The sequence below is a fragment of the Streptomyces sp. NPDC002788 genome (assembly GCF_053592115.1).
The window spans coordinates 32,105-49,541 of sequence record NZ_JBSFVB010000025.1 but is presented as its reverse complement, the minus strand read 5'-3'; the positions used below and the strand labels follow the sequence as shown (position 1 = coordinate 49,541).

17 protein-coding genes are annotated in these 17,437 nt (G+C 72.2%); 13 read left to right on the top strand and 4 right to left on the bottom strand.

Annotated elements, in window-relative coordinates:
* Positions 1-12 precede the first annotated feature (12 nt).
* The 7 genes from ACWD1U_RS33705 to ACWD1U_RS33675 all read left to right on the top strand — a co-directional run bounded on the left by ACWD1U_RS33705 (position 13) and on the right by ACWD1U_RS33675 (position 5,618).
* Complete coding sequence (locus tag ACWD1U_RS33705) at positions 13-1,173, top strand: Gfo/Idh/MocA family protein (RefSeq protein WP_451113161.1); 1,161 nt, start codon at positions 13-15, stop codon at positions 1,171-1,173.
* The gene (locus ACWD1U_RS33700; protein WP_451113160.1) at positions 1,170-2,273 is read left to right on the top strand and encodes an LLM class flavin-dependent oxidoreductase; all 1,104 of its coding nucleotides are present in this window, start codon (positions 1,170-1,172) and stop codon (positions 2,271-2,273) included. The genes ACWD1U_RS33705 and ACWD1U_RS33700 overlap by 4 nt, the downstream gene beginning before the upstream one ends.
* A 25-nt stretch (positions 2,274-2,298) precedes the next feature.
* A complete protein-coding gene (locus tag ACWD1U_RS33695; protein WP_451113159.1) occupies positions 2,299-2,670 on the top strand; it encodes a hypothetical protein in 372 nt (123 codons plus the stop codon).
* Between the two features lie 13 nt (positions 2,671-2,683).
* Positions 2,684-3,616: a transglutaminase domain-containing protein gene (locus ACWD1U_RS33690; RefSeq protein WP_451113158.1), complete on the top strand. Its 933-nt coding sequence runs from the start codon at positions 2,684-2,686 to the stop codon at positions 3,614-3,616.
* 213 nt (positions 3,617-3,829) lie between these two features.
* Positions 3,830-4,198, top strand: a complete 369-nt coding sequence (locus tag ACWD1U_RS33685; protein ID WP_451113157.1) for an MmcQ/YjbR family DNA-binding protein — start codon at positions 3,830-3,832, stop codon at positions 4,196-4,198.
* Positions 4,199-4,257: 59 nt separating this feature from the next.
* Positions 4,258-4,656, top strand: a complete 399-nt coding sequence (locus tag ACWD1U_RS33680; protein WP_451113156.1) for a VOC family protein — start codon at positions 4,258-4,260, stop codon at positions 4,654-4,656.
* Between the two features lie 26 nt (positions 4,657-4,682).
* Positions 4,683-5,618: an ROK family protein gene (locus ACWD1U_RS33675; protein WP_451113155.1), complete on the top strand. Its 936-nt coding sequence runs from the start codon at positions 4,683-4,685 to the stop codon at positions 5,616-5,618.
* Between the two features lie 20 nt (positions 5,619-5,638).
* Here ACWD1U_RS33675 and ACWD1U_RS33670 read toward each other — a convergent pair whose 3' ends face one another.
* The 4 genes from ACWD1U_RS33670 to ACWD1U_RS33655 are packed head-to-tail and all read right to left on the bottom strand — an operon-like array spanning position 5,639 to position 9,174.
* Positions 5,639-7,012 (bottom strand): alkaline phosphatase family protein, encoded by a 1,374-nt coding sequence (locus ACWD1U_RS33670; RefSeq protein WP_451113154.1) that lies wholly within the window; start codon positions 7,010-7,012, stop codon positions 5,639-5,641.
* Between the two features lie 48 nt (positions 7,013-7,060).
* A complete protein-coding gene (locus ACWD1U_RS33665; protein ID WP_451113153.1) occupies positions 7,061-7,510 on the bottom strand; it encodes a type II 3-dehydroquinate dehydratase in 450 nt (149 codons plus the stop codon).
* Complete coding sequence (locus ACWD1U_RS33660) at positions 7,507-8,889, bottom strand: alkaline phosphatase family protein (RefSeq protein ID WP_451113152.1); 1,383 nt, start codon at positions 8,887-8,889, stop codon at positions 7,507-7,509. Before ACWD1U_RS33660 ends, ACWD1U_RS33665 begins: the two co-directional genes overlap by 4 nt.
* Before the next feature lie 18 nt (positions 8,890-8,907).
* On the bottom strand, positions 8,908-9,174 hold the full coding sequence (locus ACWD1U_RS33655; protein WP_451113151.1) for a phosphopantetheine-binding protein: 267 nt from the start codon (positions 9,172-9,174) through the stop codon (positions 8,908-8,910).
* A gap of 668 nt (positions 9,175-9,842) precedes the next feature.
* Between ACWD1U_RS33655 and ACWD1U_RS33650 the strand changes: the two genes are divergently transcribed.
* The 6 genes from ACWD1U_RS33650 to ACWD1U_RS33625 all read left to right on the top strand — a co-directional run bounded on the left by ACWD1U_RS33650 (position 9,843) and on the right by ACWD1U_RS33625 (position 16,745).
* A complete protein-coding gene (locus ACWD1U_RS33650; RefSeq protein WP_451113150.1) occupies positions 9,843-11,009 on the top strand; it encodes an aminotransferase class I/II-fold pyridoxal phosphate-dependent enzyme in 1,167 nt (388 codons plus the stop codon).
* Positions 11,010-11,078: 69 nt separating this feature from the next.
* Positions 11,079-11,735: an HAD-IA family hydrolase gene (locus tag ACWD1U_RS33645; protein ID WP_451113149.1), complete on the top strand. Its 657-nt coding sequence runs from the start codon at positions 11,079-11,081 to the stop codon at positions 11,733-11,735.
* A complete protein-coding gene (locus ACWD1U_RS33640) occupies positions 11,732-12,757 on the top strand; it encodes an LLM class flavin-dependent oxidoreductase (RefSeq protein ID WP_451113148.1) in 1,026 nt (341 codons plus the stop codon). Before ACWD1U_RS33645 ends, ACWD1U_RS33640 begins: the two co-directional genes overlap by 4 nt.
* Before the next feature lie 2 nt (positions 12,758-12,759).
* A complete protein-coding gene (locus tag ACWD1U_RS33635; protein WP_451113147.1) occupies positions 12,760-14,355 on the top strand; it encodes a serine hydrolase domain-containing protein in 1,596 nt (531 codons plus the stop codon).
* A 53-nt stretch (positions 14,356-14,408) separates the two neighbouring features.
* Positions 14,409-15,251: an SAM-dependent methyltransferase gene (locus tag ACWD1U_RS33630; protein WP_451113146.1), complete on the top strand. Its 843-nt coding sequence runs from the start codon at positions 14,409-14,411 to the stop codon at positions 15,249-15,251.
* A 51-nt stretch (positions 15,252-15,302) separates the two neighbouring features.
* Positions 15,303-16,745 (top strand): MFS transporter, encoded by a 1,443-nt coding sequence (locus ACWD1U_RS33625; RefSeq protein WP_451113145.1) that lies wholly within the window; start codon positions 15,303-15,305, stop codon positions 16,743-16,745.
* The last annotated feature ends 692 nt before the right edge of the window (positions 16,746-17,437 follow it).

The window sequence follows — 17,437 nt, the reverse complement described above, 5'->3', positions numbered from 1 at the left end:
TGCGGCCCCGTCGTGGCCACCGAACGTTCCCGGTCACGCACGGCCGACGCACCGGCCCTGCGCACGGCCGTCCTCGGCGCGGGCTGGGTTTCGCGCACGGTCTGGGTGCCGCTGCTCGAGGCTCACCCCGCGTTCGAGGTGACGGCGCTCGTGGACGCCGACCCCGCCGCGGCCCGTGCCCTGGTACCTCCCGGACGCGACGTCGTCGTCGGCACCGGCCCGGACGACCTGCTCGGTCTGCCCCTGGACCTCGCCGTCGTCGCCCTGCCCAACCACCTCCATGTGCCCGTCGCCCGCACCCTGCTCGGCCGCGGTGTCCCAGTGTTCGTGGAGAAACCGGTCTGTCGCACCGCCGCCGAGGCGCGGTCCCTGGCCGAGGCCGCCCGGGGCGGTGCGGGCGTGTACGCCGGGAGCGCGGCCCGCCATCGCGCCGACGTCCAGGCACTCGCGGCGCTGCTGCCCTCGCTCGGCGACCTGCGCGCCCTCGGCCTCGACTGGACCCGGGCGTCCGGGATCCCGCAGCGCGACGGCTGGTTCACCGACCGCCGACTGGCCGGCGGCGGCGCCCTGCTCGACCTCGGATGGCATCTGCTGGACGTCGGTCTCGACCTGCTCGGCCGGCCGGGGGTGACGGCCGCTCTGGGTGCCGTCTCCGGCGACTGGCTCGGGGACACCGGCGCCACGGCCGACTGGAGCCCGCGCGGCCGGGACCGCGACACCCCGGCCCGCACGGCGGGCGACCCGGTGGAGGACACCGCGCGCGGGTTCCTGCTCACCGACACCGGCGTCGCCGTCTCGGTCCTGGCGCGCTGGGCCTCGCACCAGGCGGTGGACAGCACCACCCTCAGCGTCGAGGGCACCAAGGGCGTCGCCGTCCTGCGCGGCACCTTCGGCTTCAGCCCGCACCGCGTCCCGCGCTCCTCGCTGACCGTGCTGCGGCGCGGCGAACGCACCGAGGTACCGCTGCCCGACGAACCCGTCGGCATCGAGTACGAACGCCTCGTCGACGACCTCGCCCGGCGGCTCACCGACCCCGCGCGCTCCACGACCGGGGCGGACGGCGGCTCGCTGGCCGAGATCGGCGTACTCGCCCACTGCGTCGACCGGCTCTACGCGACGGCCGGCCGCACCGGTCCTTCCCCGACGACCCCGGAAACCCGGAGTGCCCCATGAAATTCGCGTACTTCACCCACGTATGGGGACGGGAGAACCTCACCGTCCCTCAGCGGTACGAGGAACTGTGGCAGGAGGTCGAGGCGGCGGACCGGCTCGGCTTCGACTACGCCTTCTCCGTCGAACACCACTGCACCCCGGAGGAGAGCTGGATGTCCTCGCCCGCGGTGTTCTGCACCGGCGCGGCGTTGCGCACCGAGCGCATCCGGGTGGGGCCGATGGGCTGGGTGCCGCCGCTGCACCACCCGCTGCACATCGTGGAGCAGGCCGCCACCCTCGACCAGCTGCTCGGCGGCCGGCTGGAGGTGGGACTCGCCTCCGGGGTCAGCGACCAGCCGTTCAGGCCTTTCGGCGCCGACTTCGCCGGCCGCAAGGAGCGCACCCGGGAGTGCGCCGACCTGCTGCGCACCGCGTTCACGAGCAAGGGCGCCTTCGACTTCGACGGACCGGTGCACCGACTGCGCGACGTCACCCTGTCGTTCGGCGCCGAGCAGAGCCCCCACCCGCCGCTGTGGATCCCCACCACGGACCGCGCGACCCTGCGCTACCTGGCGAGGACCGGAGGACACACCTGCTCGACCATGATCGTGCCGAGGGCGGCCATGGGTGTCGTCTACCGCCACTACGTCGACTGGTGGCGCAAGGAAGGGCAACCGGGTGTGCCGAACATCGGCTACTGGAGCCTCGTGCACGTGGCCGAGACGGACGCCGAGGCCGAGGCCCGGGCGGCTGAGCAGGCGACCCGCACCTTCGTCGAGACCCTGCGCTACGGCGCGGTGCGCCGCTCGACCGACCGGCCCGCCCCGGCGAGCGGCCTGAGCACCGCCGACATCCTTGCCGGCTGCAACGACTTCCGGTTCCTGATGGACCAGAACCTGATCTTCGTCGGCTCGCCGCGCACGGTCGCCGACCGCATCGCCGCGGCCGCCCGCGAGGGGCACTTCAACACCCTCTTCGGCGAGTTCGTCTTCGGTGACGTCACCGGCGGCGAGGCGATCGGCTCCATGGAGCTATTCGCCCGGGACGTCGTCCCGCGGCTGGCCGCGTTCTCCCCGTACCAGCCCTCCGAGATGGCCGAGCCGAGCGTCGCCGTCTCCTGAACCCCAGGGATCAGCCTTGCCCTCCATGACTGAACGCGACGGTGTCCTGATCGGATTCGCCGACGGTGACACTGCCGCCCGCCAGGCGCTCGCCCGGCGCCTCACCGACCTCGTCGCGCAGCGCGGCGCCCGGGCGACCGTCCTGACCGGCCCGGCCGTGCCCGCCGAACTGCGCGCCGCCCTCGGCCCGGACGCCACTGATCTCGTCGTCGAGGTGACCGGCGGGCCGCGCGGCGCCGAGCCGATCGTCGTCCCGCCCGGCGAGCCGGATCCGCTGGACCGCCTCCTGAGGGAGCTGGAGCGGCACGGGCTGCCGCCGGCACCTGCCGCTCCCTACAGCCCTGACGAGGAGGACGAGGTGGCCCGCCGTCTCGAAGCCCTCGGCTACATCGACTGACCGAGGTTGCCCCATGGTGACGCCCGTCAGCAGCGAGCCGCGCGAGCGCCAGCTCCCCGACCCCGAACGCATCGAGGACCTCGTGCGGCGCCTGCGCCAGGTACCCGATGGTCAGCGGCGCTTTTCGGTCACGCCCGCGCAGGCCCGCCGTGTGCACGGCATCCGCCCTGATCTGCTGGCCGCCCTCACAGCCGCCGGCGTGCCGCATGTCGGTGCGGGCGACGAACGGCTCTACGACGCCTACGACCTCGGCAACGCGGCCCTGCACCTCGGCCGGCTCTCGGTGCAGAGCCGGTCCATGCGCGCGTGGGCCAAGGCCTGGCAGACCGCGCTCGACCAGATGCCGGGTCACCGCATCCAGGTGGTCTCCGCCTGTCCGGCCCCGGGCCATCCCGGTCCCTGCCGCTACGGCGTCCTGCTCGACGGCCGGAGGCGCCAGGTCGTGGGACCCGCGGCAGAGGCCCGGCTCGGGGAGCTCCAGGTGACCCCCGCCACCCGCGCCTGGCCCGAACTGCCGCCGAATGTGAAGGAGTTGCTCCAAGAGGTGGCGGACATCGGATTCTTCCTGCTGCCCGAGGCGGTGCGCTGGGACCCCGAGTTCATGTGGCGCACCCGCATGTCGGACTGCGGGGGCGCCGCGGCCTGGCTGGTCCATGAGGGCAGCCGGCGCGGCCTGGAGACCCGGTTCTCCTTCGGCCTGCTGGTGGCAGCCCCGTACTCCACCCCGCACTGCTGGGCGGAGTTCCGCGTCGACGGGGTCTGGGTGCCGGTCGACCCACTCCTCGTCCAGGCCCTCAACCAGTGGGGCGGACTGGACCCGGGCGCCTTCCCTCCCGACGACACCCCGGGCGCCCTCTTCCACCGGCTCACCGACCGCTTCACCAAGGTGGTGAGCCACGGCGGCATCTGGGCGCAGGTGTCACTGCCGACGGAACGGACCGACTGAGCGGGCCCGGGCGTGGCGGCGTCCCGGTGACGGTTCGCGGCACTCCCCGGCGCAGTGCCAGCCTTTTTCGGCCATCGTGCCCGGACCGCAGGCGCGTTGGGCGCGACGGCCGCAGGGAAGGCCTAGGCTGGCGTACGCCACCGGAGCGCCGGACTCCGCCGGTCGCGTGCCTCCCGGCACGCCGCCGGCCCCATCCGCGACGAGAGGACGGGCATGACCCCTGAAGAACTGTCGGACTTCGCCCTGGAGCTGCCGAGCGCCACGGACGACGAGGCCTTCGGCCCCGGCGCCACGGTGTTCAAGGTCGAGGGCAAGGTGTTCGCCATCCTTCAGGACGCCACGGACGAGGGGCCCGCGCAGGTCACTCTGAAGTGCGAGCCCGACCTGGCGCTGCACCTGCGTGACCAGTACCCCGCGGTGGGACCCGGCTACCACGTCAACAAGAGGCACTGGAACACGGTCCTGCTCGACTCCACCGTCCCGACGCCCGAACTCAAGGAGATGGTGGAGCACTCCTACGACCGCGTGGCGTCCGGCCTGCCGAAGGCGGTGCGCGAGCGCCTGCGGCTCCAGCGCGGCTGACCGCCGGGACAGCCCGCGCCCACCCGAATAGCCCGACTCCAAAGGAAAGAGCACCACTCATGGCAGTCCCTCAGCTGTCCCTCTTCGGAATCGTCGTCGACGACATGCCCAAGGCCCTGGCGTTCTACCGCCGTCTCGGGCTGGACATCCCCGCCGAGGCCGACGCGCAGCCGCACGTCGAGACCGTGCTGCCCGGCGGGGTGCGGCTCGCCTGGGACACCGTGGAGACGGTCCGCAGCTACGACCCCGAGTGGAAGGCGCCCAGCGGCAGCCACCGGTTCGCCGTCGCCTTCGAGTTCCCCGACGCACAGGCCGTCGACGCGAAGTACGCCGAACTGGTCGACGCGGGCTACGTCGGGCACGTCGCGCCCTGGGACGCCGTCTGGGGCCAGCGTTACGCCATCGTCCTCGACCCCGACGGCACCGCGGTCGACCTGTTCGCACCGCTGGCCGGCTGACCGTCCGCCACCGCGGGAGCCGGCCGGTGCCATACCTCGGGATCGACATCGGCGGCACGAAGGCCGCGCTGCTCCTGGAGCGGTCCGGCTCCGCGCCCCCGGCACGGCTCAGGTTCGCCTGGCCCCGGCACGGCGGCGCCGACGACGATCTGGACGCGCTCGCCTCGGCGGTGTCCCGGATCGCGGCCGACGCAGGCTGCGAGGGGCTCGCCGGGATACGGGCGGCCGGTCTCGCGCTGCCGGCCACCGTGCGGGAGGGCAGGATCACCGTCTGGCCCTCCCGGCCGAGCTGGGCCGGGCTGCGCCTCGACGCGCTGCTGGGGCGGGTACTGCCGCGGATCCCCGTGCTCCACGAGGACGACGGAAACCTGGCCGCCCTCGCGGAGGCCGCCCGCACCGGCGTGCCCGACCTGGCCTATCTGGGCCTGGGCACCGGAGTGGGCGGCGGCATCGTCCTCGACGGACGGTTGCACACCGGCCCGTTCGGCGGCGCCGCCGAGATCGGCCACATGGTGATCGATCCCGGCGGCGCCGTCTGCGTCTGCGGGCGGGCCGGCTGCCTACAGGCCGTGGCATCCGGCACCGCGACCCTCGCCCGAGCCGCCGCCCTGCGCGGCGCCCCGGTGGACGCGGCGGCCTTCCGCACCGGGCTCGCCGAGGACCGCCCCTGGGCCACCGACCCGCTGCGGCAGACGGCGGCGGCGCTGGCGGTCGCTGCCGTCAACCTCGGCGAACTCCTCCAGTGCCGCCAGATCCGCATAGGCGGCGGCTTCGGCCACGGCACACCGGGCCTGCTCGGTCGCATCCGTGCGGAGACCCGGCGGCTGACCCGCCCCGGCGTCGCCCCTCCCGTGATCCGCCGCGCCGCCCACGGCGCCGACGCCTCCCTCCACGGAGCCGTACTGCTGGCCCGCACCGGAGGGGCGGCGCAGCCGGCCGGCTCCCGTGCGGGCCGGGCCTGACGGGCCCGGGCCCTTCCGCCTCACCCGGGCAGCCTTCCGCCTCCCGGCAGGCCCAGCAGCTCCCGTAGCGCGGGAGCCACGTCGTACAGCGACAGCCCGTCCGCCCGGCCCGGGGTGACGCCGGGTGAGTCGAGGACGAAGATGCCGGTGTCGCCGTGGTTGGCGTGGTCGGGGCCGGTGTCGTTCTCGGTGGTGTACAGCCCCTCGCCCAGGCCGAGGGTGGCCAGCGCGCGCCAGCGCAGGTTGCCCACGTAGACCAGCAGGTCGGGGGCGATGCCGTTGACCTCCGGGTAGAGCTGCTGGGGGCGCAGGGCCCGGGTGCCCATGGGGTTGCCCTGGTCGTCGGGCAGCCGCTCCAGCGCGCTCGCGATGCGGTCCAGGGTGTCGTCGTACTCCCGCGCCGGAACCACGCCCTCGGGCTCGCGGCCCTCCACGTTGAGGAAGATCCGGCCGTAGTAACCGCCCTCCGCCCACGCCGTGGTCCGTTTCCAGTCGACGTGCGCCTTGGCCATCGGCGTCGGCCCGTCCGGTTCCTTCGCCAGGACGAGCAGCCCCTCGCGCCGCAGCCACTCGTTGATGAACAGCCCGCCGACCATGGGCTGCGCCCCGTGATCGGAGACCACCAGGACGGCAGTGTTCTCCGGCAGGCACTCCAGGAAGTCGCCGATGTGCCGGTCAAGCGCACGGTAGTAGTCGCGGAACAGGTTCTCGTAGGGGTTGCCCGGCTCGTGACGGGGGTGCCCCGGGTCGCAGTACTTCCAGAAGCCGTGGTGCAGTCGGTCCGGGCCCATGTCGACGAAGGACAGGAACTCCCAGTCCTGGCGGGTGGCCAGATGCCGGGCCACCCGGAAGCGCTGCTCGCTCATGTCGAAGATCTGCTGGGAGACCCGTTCCAGCTCGGGCGAGCGGAAGTTCTCCACGTCGAGCGCGTAGCCGCCGGTCAGCTTCTCCAACTCGTCACGCAGATCGGGCGGCGAGGTGTATTCCGCGCGGGTCGAGGGAGCCAGGAAGCAGGAGACCATCGCGCCGCGGATCGGGGTCGGCGGGTAGGTGCCGGGCACGCCCAGCACCACGCTGTCCCGGCCCGCGGCCGTCATCTCGTCCCAGATCCGCGGCGCCCTGATGCTGTGCGAGGTGGCGAAGGCGAGCGGCCCGTAGTCGTGGGCGGCGCGGTCGCGGAAGCCGTACACCCCGAGTTCTCCCGGCGTGCGGCCGGACATCATGCACGACCAGGCCGGCATGGTGATGGGCGGGTCGACGCTGCGCATCGGGCCCCACAGTGAGCGCTGCCGCAAGGCACTGAGGACGGGCATGTCCTCGGCGAACCTGTCGAACACGAGCTGCGGCGTCGCCGAGTCGAGTCCGATCACGGCCACCCTGCCGGGCTGGGGCATCGATTCCTCCCTCTCTGGGGGACGGGGGTCGGGGCGGGGCGCAGCGGGTCAGTCCGGCTCGCCTGCCGAGGACACGAGCTGGGTGAGGGCCTGAGCGGCGACGCGGTAGCCGAGTGCGCCCATGCCCATGACCACGCCCGCGGCGAGCGGGGCGGTGACGGACATGTGGCGGAAGCTCTCGCGCGCCCAGACGTTGGACAGGTGCACCTCGATCCAAGGGGGCGCGAAGTCGGCCAGCGCATCCCGCAGACTCCAGCCGGCGATCATCAGCGCCCCGGGGTTGACCAGGGCGCCGACCGCGTCGCCGTGCTGCTGGAGCAGCTCGATCAACTCCCCTTCGCTGTTGCGCTGTTCGGCGACCAACTCCCAGTTGCGGGTGGAGACCTCCTTGGCCACCTCGGCCTCGATCTGGGCCAGCGTGGTGGTGCCGTAGATCTCCGGTTGGCGGGTGCCGAGCGTGCCGAGGTTGGGGCCGTTGAGCAACAGCACATGGCTCATTTCCGTTCCCCCTCACCGGCACCGAGGACGACCGCGCCGTCGAGCCCCAGTGGCTGGATGCCGATCGAGGCGAGCACGGTCGGCGCCACGTCCACCATGTCGAACGGCTTCTGCGGCACACCGGCGGCCGTCCGCGGGGCATGGGCGCCACGCCGGTAGAACACCGCGTCCTCGCGGGTGTGGGTGCCGGTCAGCGTGTCGGAGCGCACCTGGGCCGTGCCCTCCCAGCCGCCGCGCAGCTGCACGCCCGGCGCGGGCAGCGCCAGCAGATCCGGGGCATGGCCGGTCAGCGGACCGTGGTACAGCTCCTCTGACCGGTACACCGCGGAGACCAGCAGGGGTCCGTCCACATCGGCACCGACCCGTTCCCCGTCGAAGCGCAGCGCGGTCAGTTCGGCGGCGATCTCCTCGGCCAGTTCCTCCGCCTCCGAGTCGGTGAGCCCGCCGCCCGGGAACCGCCTCTTGCGGTGCAGGTAGATCCGCGCGGGGTCGAGGGCGAAGGCCCCGGTGCGCGCGTCGAGTCCGGCGGCGAGCTTGGGCGCGGCGCTCTGCGGAGCCAGATGACCGGCCTCCCGCAGCCAGGAGTTGACGTAGAACTGCCGGTCGACGGGGCCGAAGCCGTGGTCGCTGACGAGGAACAGCTCGTCCTCGTCCCGGCACAGGTCGACGAGCCGGCCGACGCAGGAGTCGACCAGCCGGTAGAAGTCCCGTACGGCTCCGTGCAGCGGGTCGGCGGGGTCGGCCACCGCCCGCCACAGGAAGTGGTGCACCCGGTCGGTCTCGGTGACGACCGCCACCCCCAGGTCCCACGGCTCGTGGGTGAGCAGGTGCTCCATGGCGTCGGTGCGGGCCCGCAGCGCCCGTACCGCCCGGCCGAGGAACCCTTCGGGGTCCTTGGCCACATCGCCGACCTCGACGTCCAGCTCGTAGCCGAAGCCGCGCAGCACCGGAAGCAGCCGGGCCGGGGTGACCGCGTTCTCCATCCGGGGCGCCACGAAGCCGGAGACCACGACGCAGTCGGCGACCGGCGCGGGGTAGGTGCCGGGCACGTTGAGGCACACCGTACGGCCGCCCGCCGCGGCGGTCAGCGCCCACAGCGGGGGCTGGCGCAGCTGCAGCAGATTCGAGAAGTGCACCCGGTAGTCCCCGTCGGGCACGAGGTCGGTGAAGCCGAAGATGCCGTGCCGGCCGGGGTTGGTCCCGGTGAGGAAGGTGGCCCAGGAGGTGGAGCTGATCTCCGGCACCGGAGCCCGCAGCTCGGCACAGTACCCCTCGCCCAGCAGCTCGCCGATGCGGGGCAGGGTCCCCTCTGCCGCGAGCTCGGTCAGCAGGGTGCGCGGCATTCCGTCGAGCCCGATGATCAGGGCGCGCTCGGCCATGTCTGCTGTCTCCGTTCGTCAGACGGTGGGCGTGCCGCTGCGGTCCATGCGGTCGTTGACGTAGGCGGCGAGCAGGTCGAGGTCGTCGATCAGCTTGATCGAGAGGTCTTCGTCGGCGATCTCCACCCCGAATTCGCTCTCGACCCAGATCAGGAACTCGATCGTGTTGACCGAGTCCAGTCCCAGCGCTTGCACGAGCCCGTGGTCGGGGATGTCGGACGGCTCGACGGACAGTTCCAGGGAGTCCACGAGCACCTTGCGCAACCGAGCCTTTATCTCTTCCACGGCGGAGCGTCCTTTCGGGGAAACGCGAACCGGACGAGCGGAGTGCAAAGGGAAGGCGGGCAGAAGGGGAGCGGCTGGGGTGCCCGCGCGGGCACCGCCCTCGGTACGAGCTGTCGACCGGTCCAGAACAATCGCTGGCCTGGGAGGAACCGCGAACGGGCGGCATGGAAATGTGCCCGGGGCATCGTCGGCTTTCCCGGCGGGCACCACGATAGGGGGATTTGCATTCGGTTCAGGCGTGCAATCTGGCCATTCCTCCGACGCGGGTACGACGGCCGAGAACACCGGCCCCGGTGCGGTGCGCAGCGGTGTCCCGGCCGGGGTCCGGCGGCCGTGGGGGTGGCAGAAAAACTACCGTGCGGACCGTGGCGGACTCGCCCCCTACGTCGCGGTGTTGACGCCGTTCGGCGGAGCTTGCAGGATTTGGACCGCCGGGCGACCCCGATCGCCCCTCCACCGTCTGCCCGTTTCCGTCAGCGCAGCTCGACCGGGTCGTATGGACCCGGACTCCTTCGTCAGCGCGACGCCACGAGAGGCCCCGCCTCAGCGCCGCGAACGACGGGCTCGCCCCCGGCCCGGGACTCGTGTCCACCCTCGGACCGCCGCCCGTGGAGTCGTCGCAGTACCGCGCGCGCCGCACACCGACCGAGACGACGAGAGGCACGCCTATGTCATCCGATCCCGCCCAGCCCACCCTGACGTTCCCCGCGTGGCCGCAAGCCGGTGCCGAGGAGCGCGAGGGTCTGTTGCGCGCCCTGAACCAGGAGGGCTGGTGGCGCAACGGCGGCAGCGAAGTGGACAATTTCGAGCGCGAGTTCGCCGAGCTGCACGGGGCGCCGTACGCCGTCGCCACCACCAACGGCACGCACGCCCTCGAACTCGCGCTGTCCGTCCTCGGCGTGGGCCCCGGTGACGAGGTAGTCGTGCCCGCCTTCACGTTCATCGCCTCCTCGCTCGCCGTCCAGCGGCTCGGGGCGGTCCCGGTGCCCGCCGACGTCCATCCGGACACCTACTGCCTCGACATCGAGGCCACGGCACGGCTCATCACCCCGCGCACCAAGGCCGTCATGCCGGTGCACATGGCGGGCCAGGTCGCGGATCTCGACGCGCTGGCGAAACTCGCCGAGGCGACCGGAGTCACCGTGCTCCAGGACGCGGCGCACGCGCACGCGGCCCGCTGGCACGGCCGCCGCATGGGCGAGTTCGGCTGGATGGCGGCGTTCAGCTTCCAGAACGGCAAGCTGATGACGGCCGGCGAGGGCGGCGCCCTGCTGCTGCCGGACGAGGAGAGCCACCGGCAGGCTTATCTGCGGCACGGCTGCGGGCGTCCGCCGGGCGACCGGGTCTACGCCCACCTCACCCAGGGCTCCAACTACCGCATGAACGAGTTCTCGGCGGCCGTCCTGCGGGCGCAACTGACACGTCTGGAGGCGCAGATCGCCGTACGCGAGCAGCGCTCCCGCCAACTGACGGCGGCGCTCGCACGGATTCCCGGTGTGGTGCCGCAGGGCCGGGACGACCGGTGTGACGTGAAGTCGCACTACATGGCCATGGTGCGGCTCCCCGGGGTGACGCCCGAGCGCCGCACCGCCGTGGTGGACGCGCTGAACGCGCACGGCATCCCCGCGTTCGTCGGCTTCCCCCCGGTCTACCGCACCCCCGGCTACTGGCAGGGCCCGTACTCCGGCGACGCCGACGAGATCGGCAAGCGCTGCCCGGTGGCCGAGGAGATCGGCGGCGACTGCGTGTGGCTGCACCACCGGGTGCTGCTCGCCGACGCCGCGACCGTGGACCGGCTCGCCGAGGTGTTCGCCGAGGTCGTGGCCCGCACCTGAGGCGCGGCGGCCCGATCCGCCGCGCACATGGGGACGCTTCTGTCAGGCCTATCACGGAACGGGGAGCAGATGACGGCTCAGCGTGAGTTCGGCACGGTGGTCTTCGATCTGGACGGGGTGCTCATCGACAGCTTCGCGGTCATGCGCCAGGCGTTCGCCATCGCCTACCGGGAGGTCGTGGGCGAGGGAGAGCCGCCGTTCGAGGAGTACCGCACCCACCAAGGGCGTTACTTTCCGGACATCATGCGCCTGATGGGTCTGCCCCCGCAGATGGAGCAGCCCTTCGTCGAGGCCAGCCACCGGCTCATCGCCGAGGTCGAGGTGTACTCGGACGTACCCCTGTTGCTGAAACGGCTGCGGGAGTGCGACATCCGCACCGGCATCGCCACCGGGAAGTCCGGGGCACGGGCGCGCACCGTCCTGGAGGTGGTGGGTCTGCTTCCGCTGCTGGACACGGTCGTCGGCAGCGACGAGGTCCCGCGACCCAAGCCCGCGCCCGACATCGTCCGCGAGGTGTTGCGCCGACTCGGCGCCGGACCCGATGACGCCGTGATGGTGGGGGACGCCGTCATCGACATCCAGAGCGGCCGGGCCGCCGGAACGGCCACCGCGGCGGCGCTGTGGGGGGAGACCGCACCGGATCCCCTGCGGGCGGAGCGCCCCGACTTCGTCCTGGAGCGTCCCGCAGATCTGCTGGAGCTAGTCCCCGGCGGGGCGGCCCGATGAGCATCGAAGCCCCACGTCCGCGCCTCAGCGTCGTCGCCCCGCAGGGCACCAACCTCGAACTGGCCGGGCTCGACGGAGCCGCCGCTTGGCGCACCCTGGCCGACACCGCGGCGCTGGCCCGCACCTGCGGATACGACACGCTGTGGCTTGAGGACCGCACGGACACCCTGCCGCGCAGGGAACTGCAGCCGGTGACCGAGTGCTGGACCGCGCTCGGCGCCCTCGCGGCGACCGTCCCGGACCTCGGTCTTGGCCTGCTCAGCGCGGCTCCGCCGCACCGCAACGCCCTCCTGCTCGCCAAGCAGGCGGCAGGCGTCGACCTCATCTCCGGCGGCCGCTTCACCCTGGGACTGCCCACATCCCCGCACCTGCCGGAACACGTCGCCGCGGGCACCGCCCGCCACGGGGCCGAGACCGGGCCCGCCCTCGCCGAGACGATCGAGGCGCTGCGGGCCCTGTGGTCCGGCACCCGCACCAGCGTCGTCGGTGAAACGTTCACGCTCGCGGGCGCCCACGCGGTGCCCGTCCCGGTCCAGCCCCGGCTGCCCCTGGTGATCCGGGTGGACGCGGCCCGCCCCGACGCCACCGGCCTGCTGCCGGAGGCGGCGGTCCGCGAGTGCGCCGCGGTGCAGTGGCAGGGCGAGCCCGGTGAAGTGGCGTGCGCCGTCACGGAGTTCGGGCTGCGACGGGAGAAACTCGGCCTGGATCCGGCCCGGACACAGCATGCGTTGCTGGCCGAGTGCCGGGTCTTCGAGGACCGGGTGAGCCGGGACCGATGGCTCGCCACCCCGCACGTGGTGGCGTTCTGGAGCCACCACCCCGACCTGCTGGCCCGGCGCAGTCTGTACGGGACCGTCGAGCAAATCCTCGAACGCGCCGGGCGCTATGCCGCCGCCGGGGTGACGGAGTTCGTCCTGTGGTTCCGCGACTATCCGGAGACCGAGAGCCTGCGCCGGTTCGCCGAGGAAGTCGCACCGCGGCTGCCGACGCCGGCCCACGGCACGGACATCGAGGAAGCGTAGACATGCCGACGCCCACCGCGACCACCGGCTATCTGTCGGACGCCTGGCTGTCCCTGGCCGCCGGGCTGCGACCCGCACCCGACCCCGGCCGGCGCAGCACCGTCGCCCTTCGCCTGACGGTCACCGACCCGCCCCCCGGCGTCCACGCCACGGTCGACGTGCGCGTCGACCTGGAGGCCGGCCGGCTCGCGGTCACCCCGGCGACCGGCGAGCCACCCGGGCTGCTGATCACCCTCCCGTACACCGCCGCGTACACCCTTCTGCTCGGCGCCGCGCGGCCACGCGCGGAGCTGCTGGAACGCGGCGACGTCACGATCACCGGCAACTTCAGCCTGCTGTTCTTCATCGACGCGGCGCTGCAACGCGACCGCAGCGGCCATGTCGCCGCCCTGCGCGCCGGCACCGCCGTACCCCCGGGGCACGTACCGTGGGACGAACCGAAGACCGAGGAGGGGGGGACCGGCACATCCCGGACCGACCGTGAGGCCCTCGCCCGGGCCGCCGACACCTTGCCCGGCACCCTGCGGGAGCTGTGCCGCGAGGTGGGCACCTCCACCCCGGGAGCACAGTTCTACGCCTCCCAGGACGGCAGGGTCCTGGCCGACGTCGGCCTCGGCCTGGCCCGGCCCGGCGTCGCCATGACCGCGCAGTCCGCACCCCTGTGGTACTGCTGCGCCAAGCCGCTGCTGTCGGTCGCGCTCGGCCGGCTGTGGGAGACCGGGGACTTCGACCCCTACCGTCCGGTCGCCCACTACCTGCCCGAGTTCGGCACCAGGGGCAAGTCCCACATCACGTCGATGGAGTTGCTCTGCCACACCGGGCCGGTGCCCACGGGCCTGGACCCGCTGCACGGGGTGGTGACGGGCCCGGACGCGGAACGGCTGCGGCGCGCCCTCGACGTGCAGGTCCCGCTCAAGTCCCCCGAGAACCGGCCGGGCATCAACTACAGCCAGTGGTGGGCCTGGTTCGTGCTGGCCCGCCTGCTGCCCGCCATCGACGGCCGCGACTACGTCCCCTACGTCGAACAGCAGATCCTGCGCCCCTGCGGCATGGAGCGCACCTGGGTGTGTCTGACCCCCCAGGAACATGGTGAGTTCGGCGAACGGCTCCCGCTCATCCATGTGTCCAACCTGGGTGACGTACCGCAACCGACCTACTTCTGGTCGACGCGCGGCGCCACCACCCGCTGCGTCCCCGGAGTGAACACCCGAGGTCCCCTTAGCGACCTCGGCCGCCTGTTCGAGATGCTGCTGGACGCCGGGACCGCCCCCGGCGGACGCGTCCTGGCGCCGACGACCGTTGCTGCTCTCACCGCCCGTCATCGCACCGGACTGACGGACCGGTACGGAAACGCCGACTGGGGCTTCGGTCTCCGTCTCGAATCCCGCTCGCTCGGCCCTGAGTACACAAGCTTCTCGCGTCATGCCTCCCCGCGCGCCTTCGGCCACGACGGGCTGTGGACCGCCGTCGTCTTCGCCGACCCGGAGGCCCGCCTCACCGTGGCCGTCCACCTCAACGGCAAGGTGGAGCACGAGCGGCACCGCGAACGCATCCTGCGGATCGCCGACGCCGTCTACCAGGACCTCAAACTCACCTGAGACGACAGGAACCCGTCAACAGCCCGGGCTTCTCGCACCCAGAAAGGCGTCCGATGGCACAGCAGCCCGCCCCACCCACCCTTCCCGTCCCCGACGAGGTCGGCCGGCTCTACGACCGCTATACCGACCTCGGCAGTGCCACGCTGGGCGAGAATCTGCACTTCGGATACTGGGACACCCCGGACAGTCCCGTCCCGCTGGAGGAGGCGACCGACCGGCTGACCGACCTGATGACGGACCGTCTGCACCTCCGCCCCGGCGCCCGGGTGCTGGACCTCGGCTGCGGCACGGGCCGCCCCGCCCTCCGGATCGCCGACCGCACCGGGGCGGACGTCACCGGCATCTCCATCAGCCACAAACAGGTCGAGCGGGCCACGGCGCTGGCCGCCGACCACGACTTGGCGGGCCGGGTCCGTTTCGAACGGGCCGACGCGATGGATCTGCCCTTCGCCGAAGACTCCTTCGACGCGGTCATCGCCCTGGAGTCCATCATCCACATGCCCGACCGCGCCCACGTCCTGCGCCAGATGGGCCGGGTGCTGCGGCCGGGCGGACGGCTGGTGCTCACCGACTTCTTCGAACGCGCGCCGATCCCCGACGCAGGGCGGCCCGCCGTCGAGCGGTATCTGCGCGAGTTCATGATGACGATGGTCCAGGCGGAGGACTACCCGCCCCTGCTGCGCCAGGCCGGGCTGTGGTTCGAGGAGCTGACCGACATCAGTGAGCCCACCCTGCGCCGTACCTTCATCGAGCTGTCCGCGCGGATCAGCAGCTCCGCGCAGCAACTAACTGCCGACTACGGGGGCGAGCTGGTCGAGCAGTTCGACCCGGCCGACATGACCGACGTCAAGGAGTTCGGTCATCTGCTCGTCGTGGCTGTGCGGCCCGTTCGCTGAGATGGCGGGATGCAGCCGTCGGCCTCAGAGGCACTGGCAGGATGGCGGGTCATGTCACACATGATTTCCGAACCGGATTCCGCCCGGGGCGAGCAGCGTGATGGCGGAACCACGTGGATCGCTGTGTTCGCCGCGTGCGTGGGACAGTTCGTCGTCGTCCTCGACATCTCGGTGATCAACGTCGCGTTGCCGTCCATCCGCGGGGGTCTCGGCATCGGTGCCGGAAGCCTGCAGTGGGTGGTCAACGCCTATGTGATCACCTTCGCCGGGTTCCTGTTGCTGGGCGGCCGGGCATCCGACCTGTTCGGGCGCAAGGCTGTGTTCGTCTTCGGACTCGGCGTCTTCACTGCGGCCAGCCTGTTGGGCGGGCTGGCGACCTCGCCGTGGATGCTGATCGCGGCCCGCGCCTTGCAAGGTCTCGGGGCGGCCGTGCTGTCGCCCGCCACCCTCACGATTCTCACCACGACCTTCCCGGAAGGCACCGGACGCGTCCGTGCCATTGCGACGTGGACGGCCGTGGGAACGGGAGGCGGCGCGGCCGGCGGGGTCATCGGCGGGGTGCTCACCGACTATCTGTCCTGGCGCTGGGTCCTGCTGATCAACGTTCCGCTGGGGCTGATCGTGATCGCGGCGTCGGCGGTGTGGCTCGCCGAGGGCAGGACCAGGCAGACGGGCCGGCGCCAGCTCGACGTTCCCGGAGCCGTCCTGGCGACGCTCGGCGCGGGCTGCCTGGCGTACGGCATCTCCCGGACGGAGTCGGACGGCTGGGGCTCTGCACCGGCCCTGGGATTCCTGCTCCTCGGCGTCGTGGCGCTAGGGGCGTTCATCGCCGTGGAGCGCCGTGCGGCCGAACCGCTGACCCCCCTCGGGGTCTTCCGCGTGCGATCGGTGTCCGTGGCCAACATCATCACCATGGTCAGCGGCATGGCCTTCTACGCGATGTGGTTCTTCCTGTCGCTGTACATGCAGAACGTGCTGAAGTACTCGGCTGTGGAAACCGGGCTCGCCCTGTTGCCCCACACCCTCGCCGTCATCCTTTCCGCCCAGCTCGCGCCCCGGATAACGCGCTGGATCGGCGGACGCGCGCTCCTCACGCTCGCCGGTGTGCTGACTGCGGCGGGCTTCTTCTGGCAGGCGGCCATGAAGGCCGACGGCACCTTCCTGATCACCCTGCTCGGTCCCGGCGTCGCGTTCTCCTTCGGCGCGGGTGTGATGATGACCCTCCAGTCCGTCTTCGCCACCACGGGCGTGCCCCCGCAACAGGCGGGAGTGGTGGCAGGTCTCGTCAACACCTCGCGCACCATGGGTGGTGCACTCGGGCTGTCGGTCCTGTCGTCCCTCGCCGCGAGCCGCACCGACCGGGCCGGGACCGGCCTGGAGGCGCTGACCTCGGGGTATGCGAGTGCATTCTTCGGATCCGGAGTGGTCATCGTACTGAGTATGGCACTGATCGTATTGCTGCCCCGGTCGCCACGAAACCCGGCGACCCCGTGACCACGAGGCTTGCCGGAGCCTGTCCGCGGCGATGACACCCGGCCCTTGCGGTGCGGCTACCGAAGCGGCAGCGGTCCGGGTCCGCCGCTTCGATGGCACGGCCACGGTGGTCACCGGTGCCATGCAGTCACATCAGCCGCCACACCGACGCTATTTTGTCTTCGATGCCCCGCGCGTCAAGGGAAGGCCCTGTCTGGTATCGCGCGCGGCCGGGGCGATACTCACGGCTGCAGCTGCAGAGGACTGATCGAGCGCCTCGGCCCCGAAGGTCACAAACGGTTCACTGAGACAGGAGGATCACTGAGACACCCGAACTGTTCCCAACGGCGGTCACGTCGGCCCGACGCCGCACGAGCTTCATCGCCCCGGTCCACGACTCGCCTGATGTGCGCACCTGTGCATCCCGAGGCGGGGCCGGGCCTCGCCTTCGAGTAAGGGCGTACAACTACAACACCACGGCCCTGCGCACTCTGTTGCTGCAGCCTCCGACACGGCTACACCGCCGCCCGCTCCAGCCCGAGGGCGGCCAGCCGCTGGAGCTTGTCGGCGGTGAGCCTCGCGCGCCTGCTCTTGCTGTTGCTCTGGAACACCGAGATTCACCTCGGTCCCATCCGGCAAAAACTGGACGGGGGAGCGGCTTCGAAGGCCCCCAGAGGCGCCCTTGGGGGCCCTGACGGGCACGTGTCGACGGT